Genomic DNA, 22,367 nt, shown 5'->3' with positions numbered 1-22,367 from the left:
AATGGCGCGATTCTTCATTTTCCGTCCGATCTTCGCGATCGTCATTTCGCTCCTGATCATGCTGGGCGGCGGCATCGCCCTGTTCCAGATGCCGGTCGAGCAATACCCCGCCGTGCAGCCACCGGCGGTGCAGATCCGCGCCACCTTCCCGGGCGCCTCGGCCGAAACCATGCAGAACACGGTCATCCAGGTGATCGAACAGCAGCTGACCGCGATCGACAACCTGCTGTACATGGATTCCTCGAGCGACGACACGGGCCAGTCGACCACCACCCTCACCTTTGCCGCCGGCACCGATCCCGACATCGCCCAGGTCCAGGTGCAGAACCAGTTGCAGGCCGCCGTGCCGCGCCTGCCGGCCGAAGTCCAGCAGAACGGCTTGCGTGTGACCAAGTCGACCAGCGACTTCCTGATGGTGGCTGCCTTCGTGTCCGATGACAACAGCATGAGCAAGTTCGATATCGCGAACTACGTGTCGTCCAACATCCAGGACCCGATCAGCCGCGTTCCCGGCGTCGGTGACCTGAACGTGTTCGGCACGCAGTATGCGATGCGGATCTGGATCGATCCGGTCAAGCTCACCGGCTATGCGCTCACGCCGATCGACGTGACCAACGCGATCCGCGCCCAGAACGTGCAGATCTCCGGCGGCCAGCTGGGCGCCACGCCGGCGGTGCCGGGCCAGGCCCTGAACGCCACCATCACCCAGGCCACCCTGCTGCGCACGCCGGACGAGTTCCGCCGTATCCTGCTCAAGGTCCAGCCCGACGGCTCGAGCGTGCGCATCGGCGACGTGGCCCGGGTCGAACTGGGGCCCGAAAACTACTTCGTCGACGTACGCTACAACGGCAAGCCGGCCTCCGGCCTGGGCGTTCAGATGGCGCCCGGCGCCAACGCCCTCGACACCGCGGTCGCGGTGCGCGCGCGCCTGGCCGAGCTGGGCGAATTCTTCCCGCCCGGCCTGCGCACGGTGTATCCGAACGACGTCACGCCCTTCATCGAGGCGTCGATCGACGAAGTGATCAAGACCCTGATCGAGGGCATCGTGCTGGTGTTCCTGGTCATGTACCTGTTCCTTCAGAACTTCCGCGCCACCCTGATCCCCTCGATCACGGTGCCGATCGTGCTGCTCGGGACCTTCGGCATCATGGCGGCGCTCGGCTTCACCGTCAATACGCTGTCGATGTTCGGCCTGGTGCTGTCGATCGGCCTGCTGGTCGACGACGCCATCGTGGTGGTCGAGAACGTCGAACGCGTGATGCAGGAAGATGGCCTGGGGCCGAAGGAAGCCACCCTCAAGGCCATGGGCCAGATCAGCAGCGCGCTGATCGGGGTGGCGCTGGTGCTGTCGGCCGTGTTCGTGCCGGTGGCGTTCTCGAGCGGCACCGTAGGGGCGATCTACCGCGAGTTCTCGCTGACCGTGGTGTCCTCGATGCTGCTGTCGGTGTTCATCGCCCTGAGCCTGACGCCGGCCCTGTGCGCCACCATGCTCAAGCCGGTCGATCCGGACCACCACGAAAAGAAAGGCTTCTTCGGCTGGTTCAACCGCTCCTTCGACAATACCCGCGACCGCTACCTGGGCGCGGTGTCGCGCATCCTGGGCCGGCGCGCGCTGTGGATGGTGGTCTACCTGGTCATGATCGGCGTGGTGCTGGCCTTGTTCATGCGCCTGCCGGGCGGCTTCCTGCCCAAGGAAGACCAGGGCTACATGATCGTCCAGGTGCAGGCCGCGGCCGGCACCACCCAGGAGACGACCGGCAAGGTGCTGGAAGAGATCAGCCAGTACCTGCTGGGCGACGAGAAGGCGATGGTCGAAGCCACCATGATCATCAACGGCTCGGCCCAGGGCCAGCGCGGCCAGAACGTTGGCCGCATGTTCGTGCGCCTGCGTCCATGGGACGAGCGCGGGGCCGACGAGCTGCACGTGTCGAGCCTGAGCGAGCGCATCGCCGCGCGCTACAAGGACTTCCAGGGCGCCCAGGTGGTGCCGATCGAGCCGCCGTCGATCCGCGGCCTGGGCTCGGCGACGGGTTTCACCATGCAGTTGCAGGACCGCGGCGGCGCGGGGCGGGCGGCGCTGGCCGATGCGCGCGACCAGTTGCTGGCCCTGGCGGCCAGGGAACCGGCACTGACCCGGGTGCGCTTCACCGGCCTGTCCGACAATCCGATGTTCAAGATCGACATCGACCGCGAGAAGGCGGCGGCGCTGGGCGTGGACCTGACCGAAGTCGACGCGAGCTTTTCCACCGCCTGGGGTTCGCGCTATGTCAACAACTTCCTCGACACGGACAACCGCATCAAGCGCGTCTACGTGCAGGCCGACGCCGAATACCGCATGAATCCCGACGACATCCGCCTGCTCCACGTGCGCAACCGCGACGGCGAGATGGTCCCGTTCTCGTCGTTCTCGAGCGCGCGCTGGACCTGGGGCGCGCCTTCGGTGCAGCGTTATAACGGGCTGACCTCGGCCGAGATCGTGGGCCAGCCGGCGCCCGGCTACAGCACCGGCGAAGCGATGGCGATCATGGACCGCCTGAGCAAGCAGCTGCCGCAGGGCATCGGCTACGAGTGGAGCGGCATCTCGCTGCAGGAATCCCAGGCCGGGGCCCAGGCGCCCTTGCTGTACGGCCTGTCGATCCTGGTGGTGTTCCTGTGCCTGGCCGCGCTGTACGAAAGCTGGGCGATTCCGGTTTCGGTGATCATGGTGGTGCCGATCGGCGTCCTGGGTGCGCTGGGGGCGGCCACCGCCTTCGGCATGGAAAACGACGTGTTCTTCCAGGTGGGCCTGCTGACCACCATCGGCCTGTCGGCCAAGAACGCGATCCTGATCGCCGAGTTCGCGCGCGAGCTGCAGTTGCAGGGCAAGGGCGCGGTCGAGGCGGCGCTGGAAGCGTCGAAGACGCGCCTGCGTCCGATCGTCATGACCTCGCTGGCCTTCATGCTCGGCGTGACGCCGCTGGCGATCGCCAGCGGGGCCGGTTCCGGCGCCCAGAACGCGCTCGGCATCGGCGTGATCGGCGGCATGATGACGGCGACCTTCCTGGCGACCTTCATGATTCCGCTGTTCTACGTGGTGGTCGCCGGCCGCGCCAAGCCGCCGGTGGCCCACGCCGCGAAGGCCGAGACAGCGGATACAATGCCGGCTTCCCACTGAGACTGCCGTGAAACTGCTACTCGTCGAAGACAATGAACGCGTGGCCCGCTTCGTCAAGAAGGGGCTGACCGAGGCCGGCCATACGGTCGATCACGCCGACAATGGCCGCGACGGCATGTACCATGCCGTCAGCGAGCCCTACGACGCGATCGTCATGGACCGCATGCTGCCGGGCGGGATCGACGGGCTGGGCATCGTCGAAGCGCTGCGCCAGCAGGGCAACCGGGTACCGATCCTGATCCTCTCCGCGCTGGACGGCGTGGACGACCGCATCCGCGGCCTGCGCGCCGGCGGCGACGACTACCTGACCAAGCCGTTCGCCTTCGGCGAGCTGCTGGCGCGGCTCGACGCCCTGCTGCGCCGCTCGCAGAGCCAGGCGGTGGAAACCGTGATGAGCCTGGGCGACCTGTCGGTCGACATGCTGTCGCACCGCGTCACGCGCGCCGGCCGCCCGGTGGCGCTGCAGCCGCGCGAATTCAAGCTGCTGACTTACCTGCTGCGCCATGCGAACCAGGTGGTGACGCGCACCATGCTGCTCGAGAACGTCTGGGATTACCACTTCGACCCGCAGACCAACGTCATCGACGTCCACATCAGCAAGCTGCGCCAGAAGATCGACGCCGGCTTTCCGACGCCGCTGCTGCGCACCGTGCGCAATGCCGGCTACATGCTGACCGACCAGCCGTGACAGTCGAGTTGTGAGACAAGTCTCTTGAGCCTGCGCCTGCCCAGCTTTTCCGCCCGCACCATCGCGATCGGCTACGCCGTCGTCACCCTGCTGGTGCTGGCGATGTTCGCCGCGCCGCTGTGGTTCGCCTGGCACAAGAACATCGGCGAGGTGCGCAGCCAGCTGCTCAAGTCGGACGCCCGGCACCTGCGCAATCTGTTCGAACGCCAGGGGCCGCCGGCGCTGGCGGCGGCGATCGACAGCCAGGTCCATGGCGTCAACGACGGCGTGCGCAAGATCATGCTGTTCGTGGCGCCCGACGGCGCCAAGCTGGCCGGCAACCTGCCGGAGTGGCCCGAGGGCGTACCCGAACGCGACGGCCTGTGCCGGGTGACGATCCGGGTCGACGACAGGCCGCGCAACGTGGAGCTGGTGCGGGTGACGCTGGAAGACGGCTACATGCTGCTGGTGGCCAGCAACCTCGATCGCTTCCAGCAGCTCGAGCGCCTGTTCGCCTATGGCCTGCTGGGCTGCGCGCTGGCGGTGCTGGTGGGAGCGGCGCTGGGCGGCGTCCTGATCCGGCGCGCGCTGCTGGGACGGGTGCGGCGCATCAGCCAGACCACGGCTTCGATCATCGAGGGCAAGCTATCGCACCGGCTGGTGGAGCCGCGCGACGGCGACGAGCTGCAGCAGCTCACCCGCACCGTCAACCGCATGCTGGACCAGATCGAGCACCTGGTGACGGGGGTGCAGGATGTGTCGAACGCGATCGCGCACGACTTGCGCACGCCGTTGTCGGAGCTGCGCGCGCGGCTCGAGGAACTGTCGGTGGCGCGTCCGCCGAGCGAGGAGACCTTCGCCGAGATCGACGCCGCCATCGACGACGTCGACCGCGTGATGGGCATCTTCAACGCGCTGTTGCGCCTCGCCGAGATCGATAGCGGCAGCCGGCGCGGCGGCTTCGTCGAGGTCGACCTGGCCGCGCTGGGCGCCGAGGTCACCGAATTCTACGGCCCGGTGGCCGAGTTGAAGGACATCGACCTGGGTTTCGACGCGCCCGAGGATCTGCGGGTGGTGGGCGACCCGGTGCTGCTGGCCCAGGCGCTGGGCAATATGGTCGACAACGCCCTCAAATACGCGCCGGTGCGCGGCGCGATCGCGATCACCGCGCGCCGCCTGGACGCCGAGCGGGTGGCGGTGGTGGTGGCCGACAACGGCCCGGGCATTCCGGAACACGAGCGCACGCGCGTGATCGAGCGCTTCTACCGGGTCGACGCCAGCCGCGGCACGCCGGGCGTGGGCCTGGGCCTGAGCGTGGTCTCGGCGGTGGCGCGCCTGCACGGCGGCAGCCTGACGCTGGAAGACAACCACCCGGGCCTGCGCGCCACGCTGCTGCTGCATGCCAATCCGGCGGCGCAGGCCTTCTAGCGGGGAGCGCCGGCGCGTTCGAGGATGGCATCGATCGAGGAGCGCGCTTCTTTCATCACACGCGGAACATCGACGCCGAGCAGGCGCCCGCCGCGCTTGAGCACGACGCCGTCGACGATCACCGTGTCGACGTTGGCCGGCGTGGCCGAATACACGATCAGGGCATAGGGATCGGCATCGCCGGCCAGCGCCATGTTCAGGGCGCCGGGATCGAGCAGGATCAGGTCGGCGCGCTTGCCGGGCGTGATCGAACCGATCTGGTCATCCATGCCGATCGAGCGCGCGGCCTCGATCGTCGCCAGTTCGAGGATGCGGCGCGGCGCGACCGCCGTTTCCTTCTTGCCGGCGCCGGACGCGGTGAGCGCGAGCAGGCGCATATTGGCGAACAGGTCGGCGCTGCCGGCCAGCGCCGTGCCATCGATGCCGAGGCCGATGCGCCCCACGGCCGCGTAGTCGTCCAGCACAGTCAGGCCGTAGCCGACCCGCTGCTCGGTGACCGGCGTCAGCGACAGCGCGCTGCCGGCCTGTCGAAACGCCGCCAGCTCGGCGGGCGTGGCGCCGGTGGCATGCACGATCTGCACGTCCTCGCCCAGCAGGCCGCTGGCGGCCAGGGCGCCATTGCGCTTGCCGCCGGAATGCACGGAGACCGGCCAGCCGAGCTTGCGCGCGGCCGCGATCTCGCGGCGGCCGGTCGCGGCCACGTCGGCCTTGCCCTCCCCCACCCCGCGCCAGCCCAGCCCCAGCGTGACCCGTGCCGGCCGCGCCCGCGCCGCCGCTGCGGCGAGCAGGTCGAGGTCGACGCTTTCAGCCGGCCCAAGATCGTCATGCGCGCCGGCCAGCAGCCGCGCGCGGATACCGCTTTGCAGCAGCGCCCGTTCAGCCGCCTCCAGGTGCGCCGGACTGCGCAGGTTATGAAAGAAGTCGACGGTGGTCGTGACGCCCGACGCCAGGGTCTCGACGGCGCCAAAATACGTGCCGATGCGGACGTCGTCCGGCGTGTAGTGCCGTCCCAGCCGCTTCTTGAGCGCGAAATAATCGGTCTCGGGGTATTGCGAAACTGCCCACGCGCCGCGCTGAGCCACAGATGGTTATGCGTATCGACCAGTCCCGGCAGCAGGATCATCCCGCGCGCATCGATCCGATCCGCCCCCGCCGCCTCGAGCTCGCGCCCAACGGCAACGATACGCCCATCGCGCACCAGCACATCCGCATCGCGCCGCTCACCCTGCTGCGGATCGAGGCTGACGACATGCGCATTCTGGATCAGCAAGGCGCGCGGCTGACCTGCAGCGGCCTGGCATGACGCGAACAAGAAGTAAAGCACGACACAGTGCAATAGCCGCGACATGGCAACCCTCCAAACAATAGAATTGCCACTAATTCTACAAGCCCGTACTGCCGAACCGCGCGCGCTTCCGACCGCGACACCCACCGATAGAACCCGGGGGCAGGGTCGACCTGTTTGAATTCGACCCTGAGCCTGATTGGATGTGTCAGCTGCCGAAGTAGCGGCCGGCGCGGTGCCAGGCCATTACCATGCTGCTCATGGCGACGGCGCTCACGGCCGACCAGCCGACCAGGTGCGGGGCGACCAGGCCAAGGGCCAGCAGCAGGATGACGCTGTCGATCATGACCTGGGTGCGGCCGGCGTTGATGCCGTATTTCTTTTGCAGCCACAGAGTCACGATGCCGGTGCCGCCGACGCCTGCACCGTGGCGCGCCATGGCCAGGATGCCCATGCCGCAGAAGGTGCCGCCGCCCAGCGCGGCCACGGCGGGATGGATGTGGCCGATCACCAGCACGTGCGGCATGATTTTCAACAGGCCCATGATCAGGGCGCTGCCGGCCAGCGACTTCAGCGTAAAGAGCGGGCCCATGAACAGGTAGCCGAACAGGAAGAACGGCACGTTGATCATCATGAACAGGGTGCCCACTGACACCCCGCTCACGTACGACGACAGCAGCGCGATGCCGGCCACGCCGCCGGTGATCAGCTGGGCCGCCTGCAGCAGCACGATGCCGATCACGACGAACAGCACGCCCACGGCAATGCCGTAGACGTCATCGAGCGGCGAATGCGGCTTGACCACGACCGCGCGCGGGGCCGGCGATGCCGAACCGGGGAACATGGCAGACTGGCTCATCCGCGCACCGCCGCATCGACGATGGAAGCGATCGCCACGCGGACGGACAGGGTCCGGCGGGTGGCCGTGCAGGGGATAGCGACGAGCGTAGAGCTGAAGTTCATGTTCCTTGCGATAGTGTGGTAACAGGAATGCGGGCGCGCCGGGTAGGCGCATATGCGCGAAACGCACGGGATACGGTGCGCTTCGGGTCGCTATTATCGCTCATGTTGCGGCGCAATGTCGATACGCCACGCATCGAACCGTACCAGATGAGAAACACCCTATGGAACACCCTTGTGCGGCGCACTATTGCAGTGCACATACCCCTGTTACGGTGCGGATTCGACCAGTGGAAGCCCTATTCCGGTGCCCGCCCCGCCGCCAGCTCGCGTTCCAGGAATTCGACGCACACCCGCACCTTGGCCGAATTGCCCAGCCGCCGGGGATACACGGCCCAGACATTGGCTTCCTGGGTGAAGTCGGGCAGCAGCTGCACCAGCCGCCCGGCATCGAGATGGGGTTGAGCGTGCCAGCGCGAGCGCAGGATGATGCCGGCGCCGTCGAGGGCCCAGCGCAGCGCGATCTCGCCATGGTTGGTCGACAGCACACCCGAGACCTTCACCGTCTCCTCGCCAGCGCGCGAACGCAGCCGCCACACGCCGAACGGATGGTCGCGCTCCTTGATCACCAGGCACTGGTGGCCGGACAGCTCCGGCAATGAGCGCGGCGCGCCGTGCCGTGCAAGGTAGTCCGGCGCGGCGCACAGGATGCGGTGGTTCGCCATCAGGCGGCGCGCGATCAGCTGCGGCGCGATCTCGTCGCCGATGCGCACGTCGAGGTCGAAGCCTTCGGCCACCGGATCGACCAGGCGGTCGAACACCTCGAAGCGGATGTGCAGCGCCGGATAGGCGCGCACCAGCTTGGCGATGGCCGGCGCCACCACATTGCGCCCGAAACCGAAGCTGCTGCACATGCGCACCCGGCCCCTGGGCTCCCGGCGCCGCTCGGATACCTCGTCGACCAGTTCGTCCAGACTGTCCAGGATGGCCTGGGCCCGCCCGAAAGCCTGCTCGCCCTCCTCGGTGATAACGACGCGGCGCGTGGTGCGCTGGAACAGCCGCACGCCCAGCGCCTCTTCCAGCACGCCGATGCGCTTGCTGACATAGGCCGCCGACATGCCCAGCTCCGCCGCCGCCTGGGCGAACGAACCCTTGCGTACGACGGTCACGAAGACACGCAGGTCGGCGTTTTCCAGCAGATTATTCACGCATCGTGTTCCTTGCCGCCACGGAAAGCCATATTATAAACAGCTTGTTTCGGATTATCCTGATCGTATCCATCCAGCACCCAGGAGCGCCACATGAACACCCACAAGATCGCAGTCATCGCCGGCGACGGCATCGGCAAGGAAGTCATGCCCGAGGGCCTGCGCGCCCTCGAGGTCACCGCCCGCCGCTTCGGGATCAAACTCGACTTCACCACCTTCGCCTGGGCCGACTGCGACTACTACGCGCAGCACGGCAAGATGATGCCGGACGACTGGCGCCAGCAGCTCGACGGCTTCGAAGCCATCTATTTCGGGGCCGTCGGCTGGCCCGACACGGTGCCCGACCACGTCTCGCTGTGGGGCTCGCTGCTCAAGTTCCGGCGCGAGTTCGACCAGTACGTCAACCTGCGCCCGGTGCGCCTGATGCCCGGCGTGCCCTGTCCGCTGGCCAACAAGAAGCCGGGCGACATCGACTTCTACGTGGTGCGCGAGAACACCGAAGGCGAATACTCCTCGGTCGGCGGCAAGATGTTCGAAGGGACCGAGCGCGAATTCGTGCTGCAGGAATCGGTCTTCACCCGCCACGGCACCGACCGCATCCTCAAGTACGCCTTCGACCTGGCCCAGCGCGGTCCGAAAAAACACCTGACCGCCGCCACCAAGTCGAACGGCATCTCGATCTCGATGCCCTACTGGGACGAACGCGTGGCCGCCATCGGCCAGCAGTATGGCGACGTCAAATGGGACAAATACCACATCGACATCCTGTGCGCGCGCTTCGTGATCTCGCCCGAGCGCTTCGACGTGGTGGTGGCCTCGAACCTGTTCGGCGACATCCTGTCCGACCTCGGCCCGGCCTGCACCGGCACCATCGGCATCGCCCCGTCGGCCAACCTGAATCCGGAGCGGCGCTTCCCTTCCCTGTTCGAACCGGTGCACGGCTCGGCGCCCGACATCTACGGCCAGAACATCGCCAACCCGATCGCGATGATCTGGTCCGGCGCGATGATGCTCGAGTTCCTGGGCCAGGGCGACGCCACCTATACCGCCGCGCACGACGCCATGCTGGCGGCAATCGAGCGTTGCCTGGTCGAGGGGCCGCGCACGCCGGACATGGGCGGCACGGCCAACACCACCGAAGTGGGCCAGGCGGTTGCGCGCTATCTTGACAAGGACAGCTGACCTGCGGCTCACCTGCGCCTTGCCTGCGGCCGGCCTGCTTGCATGCATGCCGGCAGGGCCGGCCTATTCGCCACTCAAGCGGTAAGCCGCCGCATCTCGGCGATCAGGTCGGCCTTGCCTTCGAAGCCGATCCCCGGCAAATCCGGCATCGTGATGAATCCATTCTCGACCTTCACGCCGTCCGGGAAGCCACCATAAGGCTGGAACAGGTCGGGATAGGACTCGTTGCCGCCCAGTCCCAGCCCGGCCGCGATATTCAGCGACATCTGGTGGCCACCGTGCGGAATGCAGCGGCTGGCCGACCAGCCATGCTGGCGCAGCATGTCCAGGGTGCGCAGGTACTCCACCAGGCCGTAACTGAGCGCGCAATCGAACTGCAGCCAGTCGCGGTCTGGACGCATGCCGCCGTGGCGGACCAGGTTGCGCGCGTCCTGCATGGAGAACAGGTTCTCGCCGGTGGCCATCGGCTTGTCGTAGTAGTTGCGCAGCGTGGCCTGCAGCTCGTAGTCGAGCGGGTCGCCGGCTTCCTCGTACCAGAACAGATCGTAATGCGACAGCGCCTTGGCGTAGCGGATCGCGGTGTCCAGATCGAAGCGGCCGTTGGCGTCCACCGCCAGCTTCTGGCCATCTCCCAGCACGCTCAGGATCGAATCGATGCGGCGCAGGTCTTCGTCGAGCGAGGCGCCGCCGATCTTCTTCTTGACCACCGTGTAGCCACGATCCAGGTAGCTGCGCATCTCGTCCTTGAGCTTGCCGTGGTCCTGGCCCGGATAGTAATAGCCGCCAGCCGCGTACACGAACACTTTCCGGTCCGGCTCGCCGTTGCCGTAACGCTCGGCCAGCAGCTGGAACAGCGGCTTGCCGGCGATCTTGGCGGTTGCGTCCCATACCGCCATGTCGATGGTGCCGATGGCCACCGAGCGCTCGCCATGGCCGCCCGGCTTCTCGTTGGTGAACATCGCCTGCCACACCTTGTGCGGGTCAAGATTGTCCCCCGTGTCGTCAACCAGCGATGCGGGATCGGCTTCGAGGATGCGCGGGATGAAGCGCTCACGCATCAGGGTGCCCTGGCCATAGCGGCCGTTGGAATTGAAGCCGTAGCCGATCACCGGCTTCCCGTCGCGCACGACGTCGGTCACCACGGCGACCACGCTCAGCGTCATCTTGCTGAAATCGATATAGGCGTTGCGGATCGGGGAGCTGATCGGGACTGTCTTTTCGCGGATTTCGACGATTCTCATCTGGTATTCCTTCGCTTGCGGTTGAACGAGCCACCAGATTATTCGCTTCAAAGCCGGTTATGATTGAGCCGGATTCACTAGATTTTTAACTTGCGGTGAAAAACGACCTCGCCTCCCACCTCGAATTCTTCGTCCTGCTGGCGCGCCACGGCAACCTGTCGGCCGCCGCGCGCGAGCTGGACCTGACCCCGCCCGCCGCCACCAAGCGCCTAGCGCTGCTGGAACAACACCTTGGCGTACGCCTGGTCAACCGCACCACCCGCACCAGCAGCCTGACGCCGGAAGGCGAAACCTATCTGCACTACGCGACCCGGATCCTGGCCGAGCTGCGCGAGATGGAAGAAGCGGTATCGAGCACGCGCTCGGTGCCGCGTGGGCGGCTGAAGGTGAACGCCTCGCTGGGCTTCGGGCGCACCGCGATCGCGCCGCTGGTCTCGAGCTTCGCCCAGCGCTATCCGCAGGTGGAGGTGCAACTGGACGTCACCGACCGCCCGGTCGACCTGGTTGCGGGCGGCATCGACCTGGCGATCCGCTTCGGCGAACTGCCCGACCAGCGCCTGGTGGCGCGCCGCATCATGTCGAACCGGCGCTTCCTGTGCGCCTCGCCGCGCTACCTGGAGCAGCACGGCACGCCGGGCAGCCTGGCCGACCTGGCGCGGCACCGCTGCATCGTCCATCGCCAGAACGAGGACGCGCACGGCGTGTGGCGCCTGGTGCACGAGGGCCGCAATGTCTCGGTGAAGGTGCAGGGCACGCTGTCGAGCAACGATGGCGACATCGCCCTCGGCTGGGCGCTGGACGGCCACGGCATCCTGGTGCGTTCGGAGTGGGACTTGAAAAAATACGTCGACAGCGGCCGCCTGCGCATCGTGCTGCCGCAGTACGTGCAGCCGGCGGCCGACCTGTACGTGGTCTATCCGGGCGGCCGCCGGCAATCGGCGCGGGCGCGCGCCTTCATCGATTTCCTGGCCGCGCAGTTCGCGCCGGCCTGAGCCCGACCAATCGGCCCATGCGGCTCAGGCGCCGCCGGTCACCAGCATCGTCACGGCCGCCGCCAGCAGCACCGTGCTGAACACCACCCGCAACAGGCGTGGCGGCAAGGTATGCGCCAGGTGCACGCCCCACGACACGGTCAGCACGCCGCCCAATGCCAGCGGCAGGCCTACCCGCCAGTCGACCGCGCCGCTGTGACCATAGGTGGCCAGCGCCACGAAGGCGCCCGGCACCACCAGCGCCAGCGCCATGCCCTGGGCGCGCGTCTGCGGCATCTTGAACAGGCTCACCAGCGCCGGCACCACCACCATGCCCCCGCCGATCGTGAAGAAGCCCGACACCGCGCCGCTGGCGACGCCGATCGCCGGCATCAGCCGGCGCGGCACTTCCTTCGCGGGCGGCAGCGGCGCGCCGGTCTTGCGCCGCGACGGCCAGCCGAAATACAGCGCCAGCGCCAGCAGGAACAGCGCGAACGCATAATGCAGCACCCGGGCGTCGATCGCCACCGCGAAGCGCGCCGCCAGCCATGCGGTCCCGATCGAGCACAGGCCGGCCACGCCCACCGAGCGCAGGTCGACCGGGTGCTTCTGGTGATAGCGCCAGAAGCCGATCGCCACGTTCGGCGCGATCATCACCAGCGCCGTGCCCTGGGCCAGGTGCTGGTTCATGCCGTACAACAGGCCCAGCACCGGGATGGCGATCAGGCCGCCGCCGATGCCCAGCATGCCGCCGGCGATGCCGAGCGAGGCGCCCAGGCCGAAGTTCAATGCAAGGTCGATCATGGAAATCATGGAGGAGCCAAAAACGCGACGGCCCCTCGCAAGGGGCCGCCGGATGGGAAGGACTACCGCCTTAGACGACCTGCGCCGCCGCCAGCGCGGTCATGTTGACGATGCGGCGCACGGTGGCGCTCGGGCTCAGGATGTGCACCGACTTGGCCGCGCCCAGCAGGATCGGACCGACCGTCACGCCCTTGCCGCTGGCGACCTTGAGCACATTGAACAGGATGTTGGCCGCGTCCAGTGACGGCATCACCAGCAGGTTGGCGCTGCCCGAGTAGCCGGCGTCGATCCCGTAGATGTCGCGGATTTCCTGCGACAGCGCGGCGTCGCCGTGGATCTCGCCGACCACCGCCAGCCTGGGTGCCTGTTCGGCCAGCAGTGCGCGGGCCTCGCGCATGCGGCGCGCCGACGGACGCTCGGACGAACCCTGCGAGGAGTGCGACAGCAGCGCCGCCTTCGGCTCCAGGCCGAAGTGCTGCAGGGCGTCGGCCGCCAGGCGGGTGATCGCCGCCAGTTCCTGCGCGCTCGGCGTCTCGTTGACGTAGGTGTCCGTGATGAACAGGGTCAGCTTGTCGAGCACCAGCGCGTTCATCGCGGCCAGCACTTCGGCGCCCGGCGCCACGCCGATCTCGTTCCTGACGTGCTCCAGGTGGCTGTCATAGCTGCCGGTCATGCCGCAGATCAGGGCGTCGACCTGGCCCGACTTCAGCAGGCGCGTGCCCTGCAGCGTGGTGTCAGACTCCGCCGCGATCACCGTGTAGTCCACGCCCGCCTGCAGGCGCAGGCCGGCCTGCCTGACGGCGCGCGCGATCGCGGTCTCGTCGCCGATCAGCACCGGCCGGGCCAGCCCCTCGTCCACCACCGCCTGCACGGCGCGCAGCACGCGCGGCTCGTTTGCCTCGGCATAGGCCACCTTGCGCAGGTTGGCGCGCGCCTTGTTGAACACGGGCTTCATGAAGAAACCGGTGTGATAGATCATCTGGCCCAGCTTGTCGCGGTAGGCGTCCATGTCCTCGATCGGACGGGTCGCCACGCCGGATGCGGCGGCCGCTTCGGCCACGCGCGGCGCGATCGCCGCCAGCAGGCGCGGATCGAACGGCTTCGGGATGATGTATTCGGGGCCGAAGGTCAGGTCCTGGCCTTCGTAGGCCAGCGCCACCACGTCGCTCGCCTCGGCTTCGGCCAGCTCGGCGATCGCGGTCACGCAGGCCAGCTTCATCTCGTCGGTGATGCGGGTCGCGCCGCAGTCCAGGGCGCCGCGGAAGATGTAAGGGAAGCACAGCACGTTGTTGACCTGGTTCGGGTAGTCCGAACGGCCGGTGGCGATGATGACGTCCGGACGCGCGGCCCTGGCCACCTCAGGACGGATCTCGGGTTCCGGATTGGCCAGGGCCAGGATGACCGGCTTGTCGGCCATGGTCTTGACCATGTCGGCGGTGAGCACGCCGGCGGTCGAGCAGCCCAGGAACACGTCGGCATCCTTGACGATGTCGGAAAGAAGACGGGCATCGGTCGCCTGCGCATAGCGCGCCTTGTTGGCTTCCATATTCGCTTCGCGGCCCTGCCAGATCACGCCCTTCGAGTCGGTGACGTAGATGTTCGACTGCTTCACGCCCAGCAGCACCATCATGTCGAGGCAGGCGATGGCCGCCGCGCCGGCGCCCGAGGCGACCAGCTTGATCTGGCCGATGTCCTTGCCCACCACCTTCAGCGCATTGAGCAGCGCGGCGGTCGAGATGATGGCGGTGCCGTGCTGGTCGTCGTGGAAGACCGGAATGTTCATGCGCTCGCGCAGCTTCTTCTCGATGTAGAAGCACTCCGGCGCCTTGATGTCCTCGAGGTTGATGCCGCCCACGGTCGGCTCGAGCATGGCGATGGCGTCGACCAGCTTGTCCGGATCCAGTTCATCCAGCTCCAGGTCGAACACGTCGACGCCGGCGAATTTCTTGAACAGGCAGCCCTTGCCTTCCATGACCGGCTTCGATGCCAGCGGACCGATGTTACCGAGACCCAGCACCGCGGTGCCGTTCGAGATCACGGCCACCAGGTTGCCGCGCGAGGTGTAGTCGAAGGCGGTCGCCGGATCGGCGGCGATTTCCTCGCAGGCGTAGGCCACGCCCGGCGAGTAGGCCAGCGACAGGTCGCGCTGGTTCGACAGCGGCTTGGTGGCCACCACTTCGATCTTGCCGCGGCTTGGACTACGGTGGTATTCGAGCGCGTCGATGCGCAACTGGGTGTTCTGGGCTTCGTTCAGATTACTGTCGGTACTCATGGTCTTCCTATAACTTGGGTGTCGCGGCGTGGAAGGCGGCCTTCCATTCATGGGCAAACATTCTAGCCGAAGCGACACCATCGCGTGTGGACGCGCTTGCGTACGGTCGTGCTGTTTTGCGCGGGCATCGCCGCGCGGCTCAGGGCGCGCTGCATGCGGGCGCCGAGACGCCGATCCGGACCGTGCCGGCGGCGATGGCATTCATGCGCCCTCCTCCAGCGCCGAGTGCTGCCAGCGCCACGCATTCGTGGCCAGCCAGCCCGGCATTTCGTCGTCCGGCTGCGCGCCGCCGGGAATCAGGTCGGCCAGGGTCACGCGATTGAGTTCGGCCAGGTAGGCGGCGGTGGCCACGGCCAGCGACTGCCGCAGGCGGTCGTCCGGCTGGTGAGCTGTCGGCCGCTCGCCGTCCGGACCGCCGCGCGCGCCGCGCGCCAGTCCGCGCTCGGTGCAGCGCACGACTTCGCCCAGGCGGATGTCGCGCGGCGCGCCGGCCAGGCGCATCCCGCCCAGGCGCCCGCGCGAGGTCTCGATCAGGCCCGAGGCGGCCAGCACGCAGGACACCTTGGCCAGGTGGTGGCGCGAAATGCCGTAGCGCTCGGCGATCTCGTTGATGGTCGCGATCCGCTCGCGGTGGTTGCCGAGGTAGACCAGCAGGCGCAGGGCGTTGTCGGTGAATTCGGTCAGGTGCATGTACATGTGGACGCCTCCGTGATTGGTTGATGGCTGCGCGGCGTCAGCCTTCGTAGGCGCGCAGGCGCTCGATATCGAGGATGGTGATGCTGCGCCCGGCGATGCCGACCATGCCGCGACGGGCCATGTCGTGCAGCACCCGCGAAAAGTATTCGGGCGACAGCGAGAGGCGCGACGCGATCATCTTCTTGCGCGCCGCCAGCGTCACCTGCGCGCCCTGCGGCGGATCGTCCTTGAGCAGGTAGCTGACGATGCGCTGGCTGCCGCTGCGCAGGGTGTAGGATTCGACGTCCGAGATCAGGCCGTGCAGGCGCCGGCTCATGGACGCCAGCAGGCGCCTTGAAAACCCGGGATTGCGCTCGATCTGGGCATGGATGGCGTGTTTCGAGATGTGCAGCAGCATGCTGTCGGCCAGCGTCTCGGCCTGGGTCATGTAGGGACGCTCCATGAACAGCGGCGCTTCGCCGAAGCTCTGGCCGGGGCCGATCAGCTCGACCACCTTCTCCTCGCCTTCGCTCGAGACGATGGAGAGCTTGACGTCGCCGTAGATCACGGTGTGCAGGCCGCTGCAGGATTCGCCGCGCTCGACGACCACGCGGCCGCGCGGCACGTGCAGCTCAATGGTGGCTTGCGCGAGCAGGTCGAGCTGCTCGGGCGAGAGGTCGGCGAACAGGGGCAGGGTTGCCAGGAACTGGCGGGGTGCGATGCGGTGTCGGCTCACGATAGATTCAGGGCATAGCCCGTGGAAACGAACGAAACGGCGCGCCTGGAACGATGTGGCGCACCGAAGTGCGCATTCGCTCCAAAGCGGCGATTGCGCATGCCGCATCCTACAATTCGTTGCCTAAATAAAAACTTGATGTGGATCAAAAACGATCTAGCTAACGGTTGAAATAGCCAATTTGACCTGAAAGCCGAAGGCCGTCATGCCGACTGCCGCCGCCCCTGCCTCCAGCGACCGGCGGCGGCGATCAGGCGACGAGAACATTCACATGGTGGTGCGCGACGGCCTGTGGAACGAGATGGCCGGGGGGCGCCGCATGCAGATCCGCGCATGCCTGCGGGGCAAAGCGCAGCCCGGAAGATCGCGGGCACAGGGATGCAGGAACGCTGCGGGGACGTGCGCGAGCTGCCGCTGAACTTGCGCAGGAAACGCTATCGAACGTGCGCGAGCACGCTCGCGCCAGCCGGATCGGCGTGCCGCCGGCGGGACGACATACCCTGTGTCGCAGCGCCATGCGCTCGCTGCTGCAGCGCAATCCGCGTTGCGACGTGATGGGCGAAGCGGCCGGCGAAGCTCATGCCCGCACTTCGTCCAGCGCCATCCTCACCTGGCTCGCCAGTTGCGCCAGCGTAAACGGCTTGGGCAGGATGCGCGTCCGCTCCAGCAACCCCTTGACCGCCTCCACGTTGCGGGTGTGGCCGCTGGTGAACAGCACCGGCAGGCCGGGCCGGCGCTGCAGGGCGCGCGCGGCGAGCTCCCGGCCATCGAGTTCGGGCATCAGTACGTCGGTGAACCGCAGATTGACGGCCGGATGCGCGTCGAGCAGGCGCAGCGCCGCCGCCGCGCCGTCGGCTACCTGCACCGTGTACCCCAGCGCCTGCAGCATCTCGGCCGACAGGCTGCGCACCGCGGCTTCATCGTCCACCACCAGGATGGTTTCGCCGGGGCGCGCGCGCACGATGTCAGGCGCCGCCCCGGCCGGCGCGACCGCGACGCTGGCCGCGAGGTAACGCGGCAGGTACAGCTCCACCCGGGTTCCCTCGCCAGGCGTGGAAGCGATGCGCACCTGGCCGCCCGACTGCTTGACGAAACCATACACCTGGCTCAAGCCCAGTCCCGTCCCGCGTCCCACTTCCTTGGTGGTGAAGAAAGGCTCGAAGGCCCTGTCCATCACCTCGCGGGGCATGCCGGTGCCGGTATCGCAGACCGCGATCATCACGTGGTCGGCGGCCTGGCCACCGGGCAGTTCCGGAAAATCGCGTGGCTCAAGCGTGCAGTTGGAGGTCTGGATCAACAATCGTCCTCCGCGCTCCATGGCGTCGCGCGCGTTCACCGCCAGGTTCAGGATCGCATGCTCCAGCTGGTTATGGTCGACGTGCAGCAGCCAGGGATCGGGGCCCAGGTCCAGCTCGACGCGGATGGCGGCGCCAAGCGAGTGCCGGAACAGCTCGGACATTCCCGCCACCAGGTCGTTGGCGCGCACCGTTTCGGGCCGCAGCGGCTGCTGCCGCGAGAACGCAAGCAGTCGCTGGGTGAGCTGGGCCGCACGCCGCACGCCGCCCTTGGCGATGCCGACGTAGTGCAGCGCCCGCTCGTTGCCATCGTCCAGGCGCCGGCCGAGCAGCTCCATCGCGTTCGAGATCACGGCCAGCATATTGTTGAAGTCGTGCGCGATACCACCCGTCAGCTGACCGACCGCTTCCATCTTTTGCGACTGGCGCAGCGCTTCCTCCATGCGCGCGTGGCGCTCGACCTCCTCTGCCACGCGCCGCTCGAGGGTATCGTTCATGTCGCGCAGGACCAGTTCGGCGCGATGCCGTTGCGTGATGTCCTGGAACAGCACCGCGACCTGGCGCCGTTCCGGTGGCTCGATGCGCAAAGCCGCCAGCTCGAGGAAGCGCCCTGTGCGCTCCAGCTCGCGCTCGAAGCGGATCGGGCGCCCGCTGATCAGCACCTCCCGATAGATCTCGACCCAGGCCTGCGCCTCCAGCGGCACCATGTCCCTGACCTTCTGGCCCACCACGTTCTCGATGCCGGCATTGGCGGCATAGGCCGGATTGGCCAGCACGTGGACATAGTCGCTCAAGGGTCCGTGTGGACCATCGAGGAATTCGATCACACAGAATCCCTCGTCGATGGACTCGAACAGGGTGCGGAACAGCCGCTCGCTCTCCTGCAGTGCGGCGCGTGTCGCCTTCTGCTCGCTCACATCGAGCATCGCGCCGATCATGCGCCGCCCCCGTCCGTCGCGATCGCGCAGGACGGTGCCGCGGTCATAGATGTCCGCATAGCTGCCGTCGGCGCGCCGGAACCGGTACTCATCAGACCAGTTGCTGCTGGCGCCGTCGATCACGGCGTGGATCGTACGGTCGATCCGTTGCCGGTCCTCGGGATGGATGTGATCGAGCCACCAGTTCGCGGTGGTCGCGTCCAGCTCGTGGCCGAACAGGGTTTCCACCGCCCGGTTCCATACCACCTGACCGTCCGCCAGATTCCAGTCCCAGATGGCGTCATTGGTGGCGAGCAGGGCCAGGCGATAGCGCTCGGCGGTCTCCAGTGTCAGCGCGCTGCCGCGTGCCGCGGCCGCTTCGCTGTCGCGCAACCTGCGCCGCGCAGCAACCATCGCCCCCATGTCCTGCATGGTGCACACGGCGCCGCGCACGCTGCCCGCAGCGTCGCGCAGCGGCGCGAACGAAAATGTGACCCAGTGGGGAGTGACCCCGCCGGCGCGCTCCAACGCCACTTCCTCGAGCAGCGCACCCGCTCCGGCGAGCGCCTGCGCGAGGGCCGGCCGAAGCGCGGTCCATGCATTCCCCCAGACGCCGGCGGCGCTCTGGCCCTGACGAAGCGGTCCGCCCGGCAGCAACGCGATGCAGGCTGGATTTGCCAGCAGCGCCAGGGTGTCTCCCCAGGCGAGCCACATCGGCGCCGGCGATTCGAGCACCATCGACGCCGCGCAACGCAACTCCGGTGGCCAATCACGCACGGGCCCCAGCGCCGAATCCAGGCATGCCTGCTCGCTGATTCCTGCCCGGTTTAGTACATCTGCAATCATGGAAAGTGTAAGAAGGGTGACGTGCCCCGCCAATCGGCGGCTCGCCGTGGATCTTACAGGATCGTTCACTTTATGTCGTGCAGGAAAGCAACCGAAACGGACTTCCGGTGTCTGAACAGGTGTCGCGGGAACGCCGCCCTGGACCCCGATCGGGCACGCACGGCTGCCGCCGAACTGGGAGAGCGAATGGACGGACAGTTGACCGCAAACCATCTGGAAGCCTGGATCACGGCCATCGCCATCGCGACCGGCAGCACCGCGCTGATGTACTACGTTCGCTGCTTCGCGGTGCGAAGGATGCGCGCGCTTGCCCAGCGCAGCCGTACGCGGCTCGACGATTTCGCGGCCACGGTGCTGGGACAGACCTACCTCGCCCTGCTGCTCTGTTTTGGCGCCTACTTCGGCAGTCTGTGCCTGTCCATGCCCGATGGCTACCGCATGGCCGTCTCGCGGCTGGCCGGCGCCGCGCTTGTGCTGCAGCTGGCCATCTGGGGCGACACCGCCCTGCGCGCCTGGCGCGTCCAGTTCATGGTCATGCGCGAGGACATCGCGCGCAAGGCGTCGAGCATGATCCTGGTCTTCATGCTCCGCCTGGCAACCTGGGCTGTCGCCTGCTTGATGTTGCTGGATAACTTTGGGTTCAGTATCACTACCCTGGTGGCCAGCCTTGGCATCGGCGGCATTGCCGTGGCTCTGGCAACCCAGAATATCCTGGGCGATCTGTTCGCCTCGCTGTCGATCATGATCGACAAACCGTTCGACATCGACGACTTCATCATCGTCGGTGACGCGCTCGGGTCCGTCGAGTACATCGGGCTGAAGACTACCCGGCTGCGTGGGCTGGGTGGCGAGCAGATCGTGTTCTCCAATGGCGAGTTGCTCAAGAGCCGCATCCACAACCACGGGCGCATGCAGACTCGCCGGGTCGCATTCATCCTGCGCGCGGCCTATGGGACCAGCGATACGCACATCGCCCGCATCCCCGTCCTGGTGCGCGACATCGTCGCCGCCCGCGGGGACGTCGTCTTCGAGCGCGCCCATTTTTGCCGCATCGGCGAATGGTCGCTCGATTTCGAGGTGGTGTACCACGTCCAGACTGCCGACTACATCGCACATATGGATGTCCAGCATGCGATCTTGCTCGAGATCTATCGCTGCTTCGGGCGCGAACGTATCGAGTTCGCCCACCCCCTGTCGGTGATCCGGTTTGCCGGGCCTGACAATCCGGCCGGCGGATGGCCGCCCGAATCGCCTTCGCGACACAACGGGCAGCGCTGGGAGCCGCGGCATTGAATCACACCCTCCTGATCCTTAAGGAGGCCTCTTTTTCTCGTCAAGCGTCGGCGCCACCCGACATTATTCGTTCTGCTCATGCGCCGTATTGCGGCCGGCATGGTCAGGCAAGCCTCGGTTTATCACAATAACAGGTTTCGCAGATAATCCAGAAATCGCTAGGACATCCAGGCCAAGTCGTGTATCGTCCATTTCTGCACCTCATCAAGTCATTGTTATTGTTGGATTTTCTTTCCCGTCTTGCCGTTCTGGCAGTCCCGTTTGATTCTCTCCCCATTACACCTCTCTTGGTCGAATGTGCATCTGAGCAATTTCACTCAATTTAATGCAAAAGGAAATATCAAATGACTACCCAAACCGGCACCGTAAAATGGTTCAACGATTCCAAGGGCTTCGGCTTTATTACCCCTGATGCAGGCGGTGGCGATCTGTTCGCACATTTCCAGGATATACAGTCCAACGGTTTTAAAAGCCTTGCCGAAAATCAGCGCGTGTCTTTCGTGCGATCGACCGGGCCGAAAGGCGAAAAGGCCGGAAACATCTGCCCCATCTAAGGCAAGCTGGCCGCCAGCGGCGCGCACCACACGGATAGCGTGGGCGAGGCTGCGGCAGGCCAGGTGCAAGTCGAGCGCCCGCCTTCATGGCGGGCGTTTTCGTTGGTGGCGCGCGACCGCAGCGGACAGGCCATCGACGCCGTCACCGGCCGCGGCGCCCTGACGGCCACGCGCGCCAGCGGCTGCCGAGGCGGCTTCGGCGAAAGCTGGGCGCCGCGCGCCGAAGATCAAATGCTGCTCAGGTAAGCCGCTGCGTCCGGCGTCGGACGCGGCAATTTTTCGATCGCCGCCGTACCCAGGCCGATGAAGCAGATCGCGCGCTCGTGCGCCTCCAGGCGCAGCAGGCGGCGCATGCCCGGCGCGTCCATGGCGGCGCCGCTGGCCAGGCCGGTCGCGAATCCGGCCGCGCTGGCCGCGAGCAGCAGGTTCTGCATGGCGCAGCCGAGCGAGACCAGCTTCTCGGTCACGGGAACCGCCCTGGCCGCCGTGTCGTCGCGCAGCACCGCCACCAGCAGGCAGGGCGCGCGCTGGGCCTTGTCGCGCGCGGTGGCCAGCGCTTCCTCGCCGCAGCCGGGGTCGCGCGCGGCCAGCGCGTCGGCGAACACCTCGCCCAGGTCGGCGCGCCGCTCTTGCGGAATGAGCACGAAGCGCCATGGCCGCAGCAGGCCATGGTCGGGAGCGTGCGCAGCCGCTTCGACGAGGCGTGCGAGCGTCTGCGCATCGGGGCCCGGCGCGTGCAGGCGCCGCAGCGTGAAATTGCGGCGCGCCGCCACGAGGGCCTGGAAATCGCCGCCGGCGTCGGATGGGGGAATGGTCATGCGCGCAGTATAACGAGCCCCGCGCCAGCCTGCAGAGGGAGGAGGATCGTGCTTGCCGCACCTGGATGGCGCTCGGCGCGCTGCTGGAAGTTCGTGGCGCGCCTCGGGCCCGTCCTCGGCG

General features: G+C 67.1%; 19 protein-coding genes. 9 read left to right on the top strand and 10 right to left on the bottom strand.

Features of this window, described 5'->3' with window-relative positions:
* Window position 1: 1 nt before the first annotated feature.
* Genes DIR46_RS23240 through DIR46_RS23230 form a run of 3 tightly spaced genes read left to right on the top strand, consistent with a single transcriptional unit; the run spans window position 2 to window position 5,249 of the window.
* Window positions 2-3,154 carry an efflux RND transporter permease subunit gene (locus DIR46_RS23240; RefSeq protein WP_109347344.1) on the top strand — a complete coding sequence of 1,051 codons (3,153 nt, stop codon included), beginning with the start codon at window positions 2-4 and terminating at the stop codon, window positions 3,152-3,154.
* 7 nt (window positions 3,155-3,161) lie between these two features.
* The gene (locus DIR46_RS23235) at window positions 3,162-3,842 is read left to right on the top strand and encodes a winged helix-turn-helix domain-containing protein (RefSeq protein WP_109347343.1); all 681 of its coding nucleotides are present in this window, start codon (window positions 3,162-3,164) and stop codon (window positions 3,840-3,842) included.
* A 24-nt stretch (window positions 3,843-3,866) separates the two neighbouring features.
* Window positions 3,867-5,249, top strand: a complete 1,383-nt coding sequence (locus DIR46_RS23230; RefSeq protein ID WP_109347342.1) for a sensor histidine kinase — start codon at window positions 3,867-3,869, stop codon at window positions 5,247-5,249.
* Here the strand turns inward: DIR46_RS23230 and DIR46_RS23225 are convergent.
* Entirely contained in the window at window positions 5,246-6,331 is a 1,086-nt protein-coding gene (locus DIR46_RS23225) for an amidohydrolase family protein (protein ID WP_205289031.1), read from the bottom strand. The genes DIR46_RS23230 and DIR46_RS23225 overlap by 4 nt on opposite strands.
* Window positions 6,332-6,339: 8 nt before the next feature.
* Between DIR46_RS23225 and DIR46_RS23220 the strand changes: the two genes are divergently transcribed.
* On the top strand, window positions 6,340-6,552 hold the full coding sequence (locus tag DIR46_RS23220; protein WP_109347341.1) for a hypothetical protein: 213 nt from the start codon (window positions 6,340-6,342) through the stop codon (window positions 6,550-6,552).
* Window positions 6,553-6,742: 190 nt separating this feature from the next.
* Here DIR46_RS23220 and DIR46_RS23215 read toward each other — a convergent pair whose 3' ends face one another.
* Together DIR46_RS23215 and DIR46_RS23210 are read right to left on the bottom strand one after the other, a co-directional pair.
* Entirely contained in the window at window positions 6,743-7,393 is a 651-nt protein-coding gene (locus DIR46_RS23215; RefSeq protein ID WP_229446377.1) for a YitT family protein, read from the bottom strand.
* Window positions 7,394-7,733: 340 nt separating this feature from the next.
* A complete protein-coding gene (locus tag DIR46_RS23210; protein ID WP_109347339.1) occupies window positions 7,734-8,642 on the bottom strand; it encodes a LysR substrate-binding domain-containing protein in 909 nt (302 codons plus the stop codon).
* A 93-nt stretch (window positions 8,643-8,735) separates the two neighbouring features.
* Here DIR46_RS23210 and DIR46_RS23205 point away from each other — a divergent pair, with 93 nt between their 5' ends.
* The gene (locus DIR46_RS23205) at window positions 8,736-9,824 is read left to right on the top strand and encodes a tartrate dehydrogenase (RefSeq protein ID WP_109347338.1); all 1,089 of its coding nucleotides are present in this window, start codon (window positions 8,736-8,738) and stop codon (window positions 9,822-9,824) included.
* 74 nt (window positions 9,825-9,898) lie between these two features.
* Here DIR46_RS23205 and DIR46_RS23200 read toward each other — a convergent pair whose 3' ends face one another.
* Window positions 9,899-11,065 carry a mandelate racemase/muconate lactonizing enzyme family protein gene (locus DIR46_RS23200; protein ID WP_109347337.1) on the bottom strand — a complete coding sequence of 389 codons (1,167 nt, stop codon included), beginning with the start codon at window positions 11,063-11,065 and terminating at the stop codon, window positions 9,899-9,901.
* A gap of 95 nt (window positions 11,066-11,160) precedes the next feature.
* On the opposite strand from DIR46_RS23200, the gene DIR46_RS23195 reads away from it, so the two are divergent.
* Complete coding sequence (locus DIR46_RS23195; protein ID WP_109347336.1) at window positions 11,161-12,057, top strand: LysR family transcriptional regulator; 897 nt, start codon at window positions 11,161-11,163, stop codon at window positions 12,055-12,057.
* A 24-nt stretch (window positions 12,058-12,081) separates the two neighbouring features.
* Here DIR46_RS23195 and DIR46_RS23190 read toward each other — a convergent pair whose 3' ends face one another.
* From DIR46_RS23190 to DIR46_RS23170, 5 genes are all read right to left on the bottom strand, one after another.
* Complete coding sequence (locus tag DIR46_RS23190; RefSeq protein WP_109347335.1) at window positions 12,082-12,849, bottom strand: sulfite exporter TauE/SafE family protein; 768 nt, start codon at window positions 12,847-12,849, stop codon at window positions 12,082-12,084.
* Window positions 12,850-12,910: 61 nt separating this feature from the next.
* Window positions 12,911-15,112 (bottom strand): NADP-dependent malic enzyme, encoded by a 2,202-nt coding sequence (locus tag DIR46_RS23185; protein ID WP_109347334.1) that lies wholly within the window; start codon window positions 15,110-15,112, stop codon window positions 12,911-12,913.
* A 201-nt stretch (window positions 15,113-15,313) separates the two neighbouring features.
* Window positions 15,314-15,808 carry an RrF2 family transcriptional regulator gene (locus DIR46_RS23180; protein ID WP_109347333.1) on the bottom strand — a complete coding sequence of 165 codons (495 nt, stop codon included), beginning with the start codon at window positions 15,806-15,808 and terminating at the stop codon, window positions 15,314-15,316.
* 37 nt (window positions 15,809-15,845) lie between these two features.
* The gene (locus tag DIR46_RS23175) at window positions 15,846-16,526 is read right to left on the bottom strand and encodes a Crp/Fnr family transcriptional regulator (RefSeq protein WP_162819659.1); all 681 of its coding nucleotides are present in this window, start codon (window positions 16,524-16,526) and stop codon (window positions 15,846-15,848) included.
* Window positions 16,527-17,100: 574 nt separating this feature from the next.
* A complete protein-coding gene (locus DIR46_RS23170) occupies window positions 17,101-19,512 on the bottom strand; it encodes a PAS domain-containing hybrid sensor histidine kinase/response regulator (RefSeq protein ID WP_229446376.1) in 2,412 nt (803 codons plus the stop codon).
* Between the two features lie 255 nt (window positions 19,513-19,767).
* Here DIR46_RS23170 and DIR46_RS23165 point away from each other — a divergent pair, with 255 nt between their 5' ends.
* The 3 genes from DIR46_RS23165 to DIR46_RS26815 all read left to right on the top strand — a co-directional run bounded on the left by DIR46_RS23165 (window position 19,768) and on the right by DIR46_RS26815 (window position 21,674).
* Window positions 19,768-20,874: a mechanosensitive ion channel family protein gene (locus DIR46_RS23165; protein WP_162819606.1), complete on the top strand. Its 1,107-nt coding sequence runs from the start codon at window positions 19,768-19,770 to the stop codon at window positions 20,872-20,874.
* 344 nt (window positions 20,875-21,218) lie between these two features.
* The gene (locus DIR46_RS23160) at window positions 21,219-21,428 is read left to right on the top strand and encodes a cold-shock protein (protein WP_109347330.1); all 210 of its coding nucleotides are present in this window, start codon (window positions 21,219-21,221) and stop codon (window positions 21,426-21,428) included.
* A gap of 39 nt (window positions 21,429-21,467) precedes the next feature.
* The gene (locus tag DIR46_RS26815; protein WP_162819605.1) at window positions 21,468-21,674 is read left to right on the top strand and encodes a hypothetical protein; all 207 of its coding nucleotides are present in this window, start codon (window positions 21,468-21,470) and stop codon (window positions 21,672-21,674) included.
* Here the strand turns inward: DIR46_RS26815 and DIR46_RS23155 are convergent.
* Complete coding sequence (locus DIR46_RS23155; RefSeq protein ID WP_109347329.1) at window positions 21,656-22,246, bottom strand: nitroreductase family protein; 591 nt, start codon at window positions 22,244-22,246, stop codon at window positions 21,656-21,658. The genes DIR46_RS26815 and DIR46_RS23155 overlap by 19 nt on opposite strands.
* Window positions 22,247-22,367 lie beyond the last annotated feature (121 nt).

The organism is Massilia oculi, assembly GCF_003143515.1.
Classification (GTDB): Bacteria; Pseudomonadota; Gammaproteobacteria; order Burkholderiales; family Burkholderiaceae_D; genus Telluria; species Telluria oculi.
This window is presented reverse-complemented; position numbering and strand designations above follow the sequence as displayed.

Excerpts from the sequence above, each read along its gene's own strand:
- DIR46_RS23240 (WP_109347344.1), top strand. The coding sequence starts at position 2 with ATGGCGCGATTCTTCATTTTCCGTCCGATCTTCGCGATCGTCATTTCG.
- DIR46_RS23220 (WP_109347341.1), top strand. The coding sequence starts at position 6,340 with ATGCGTATCGACCAGTCCCGGCAGCAGGATCATCCCGCGCGCATCGAT.
- DIR46_RS23215 (WP_229446377.1), bottom strand. The coding sequence starts at position 7,393 with ATGAGCCAGTCTGCCATGTTCCCCGGTTCGGCATCGCCGGCCCCGCGC.
- DIR46_RS23205 (WP_109347338.1), top strand. The coding sequence starts at position 8,736 with ATGAACACCCACAAGATCGCAGTCATCGCCGGCGACGGCATCGGCAAG.
- DIR46_RS23200 (WP_109347337.1), bottom strand. The coding sequence starts at position 11,065 with ATGAGAATCGTCGAAATCCGCGAAAAGACAGTCCCGATCAGCTCCCCG.
- DIR46_RS23190 (WP_109347335.1), bottom strand. The coding sequence starts at position 12,849 with ATGATTTCCATGATCGACCTTGCATTGAACTTCGGCCTGGGCGCCTCG.
- DIR46_RS23185 (WP_109347334.1), bottom strand. The coding sequence starts at position 15,112 with ATGAGTACCGACAGTAATCTGAACGAAGCCCAGAACACCCAGTTGCGC.
- DIR46_RS23180 (WP_109347333.1), bottom strand. The coding sequence starts at position 15,808 with ATGTACATGCACCTGACCGAATTCACCGACAACGCCCTGCGCCTGCTG.
- DIR46_RS23165 (WP_162819606.1), top strand. The coding sequence starts at position 19,768 with ATGGACGGACAGTTGACCGCAAACCATCTGGAAGCCTGGATCACGGCC.
- DIR46_RS23160 (WP_109347330.1), top strand. The coding sequence starts at position 21,219 with ATGACTACCCAAACCGGCACCGTAAAATGGTTCAACGATTCCAAGGGC.
- DIR46_RS23155 (WP_109347329.1), bottom strand. The coding sequence starts at position 22,246 with ATGACCATTCCCCCATCCGACGCCGGCGGCGATTTCCAGGCCCTCGTG.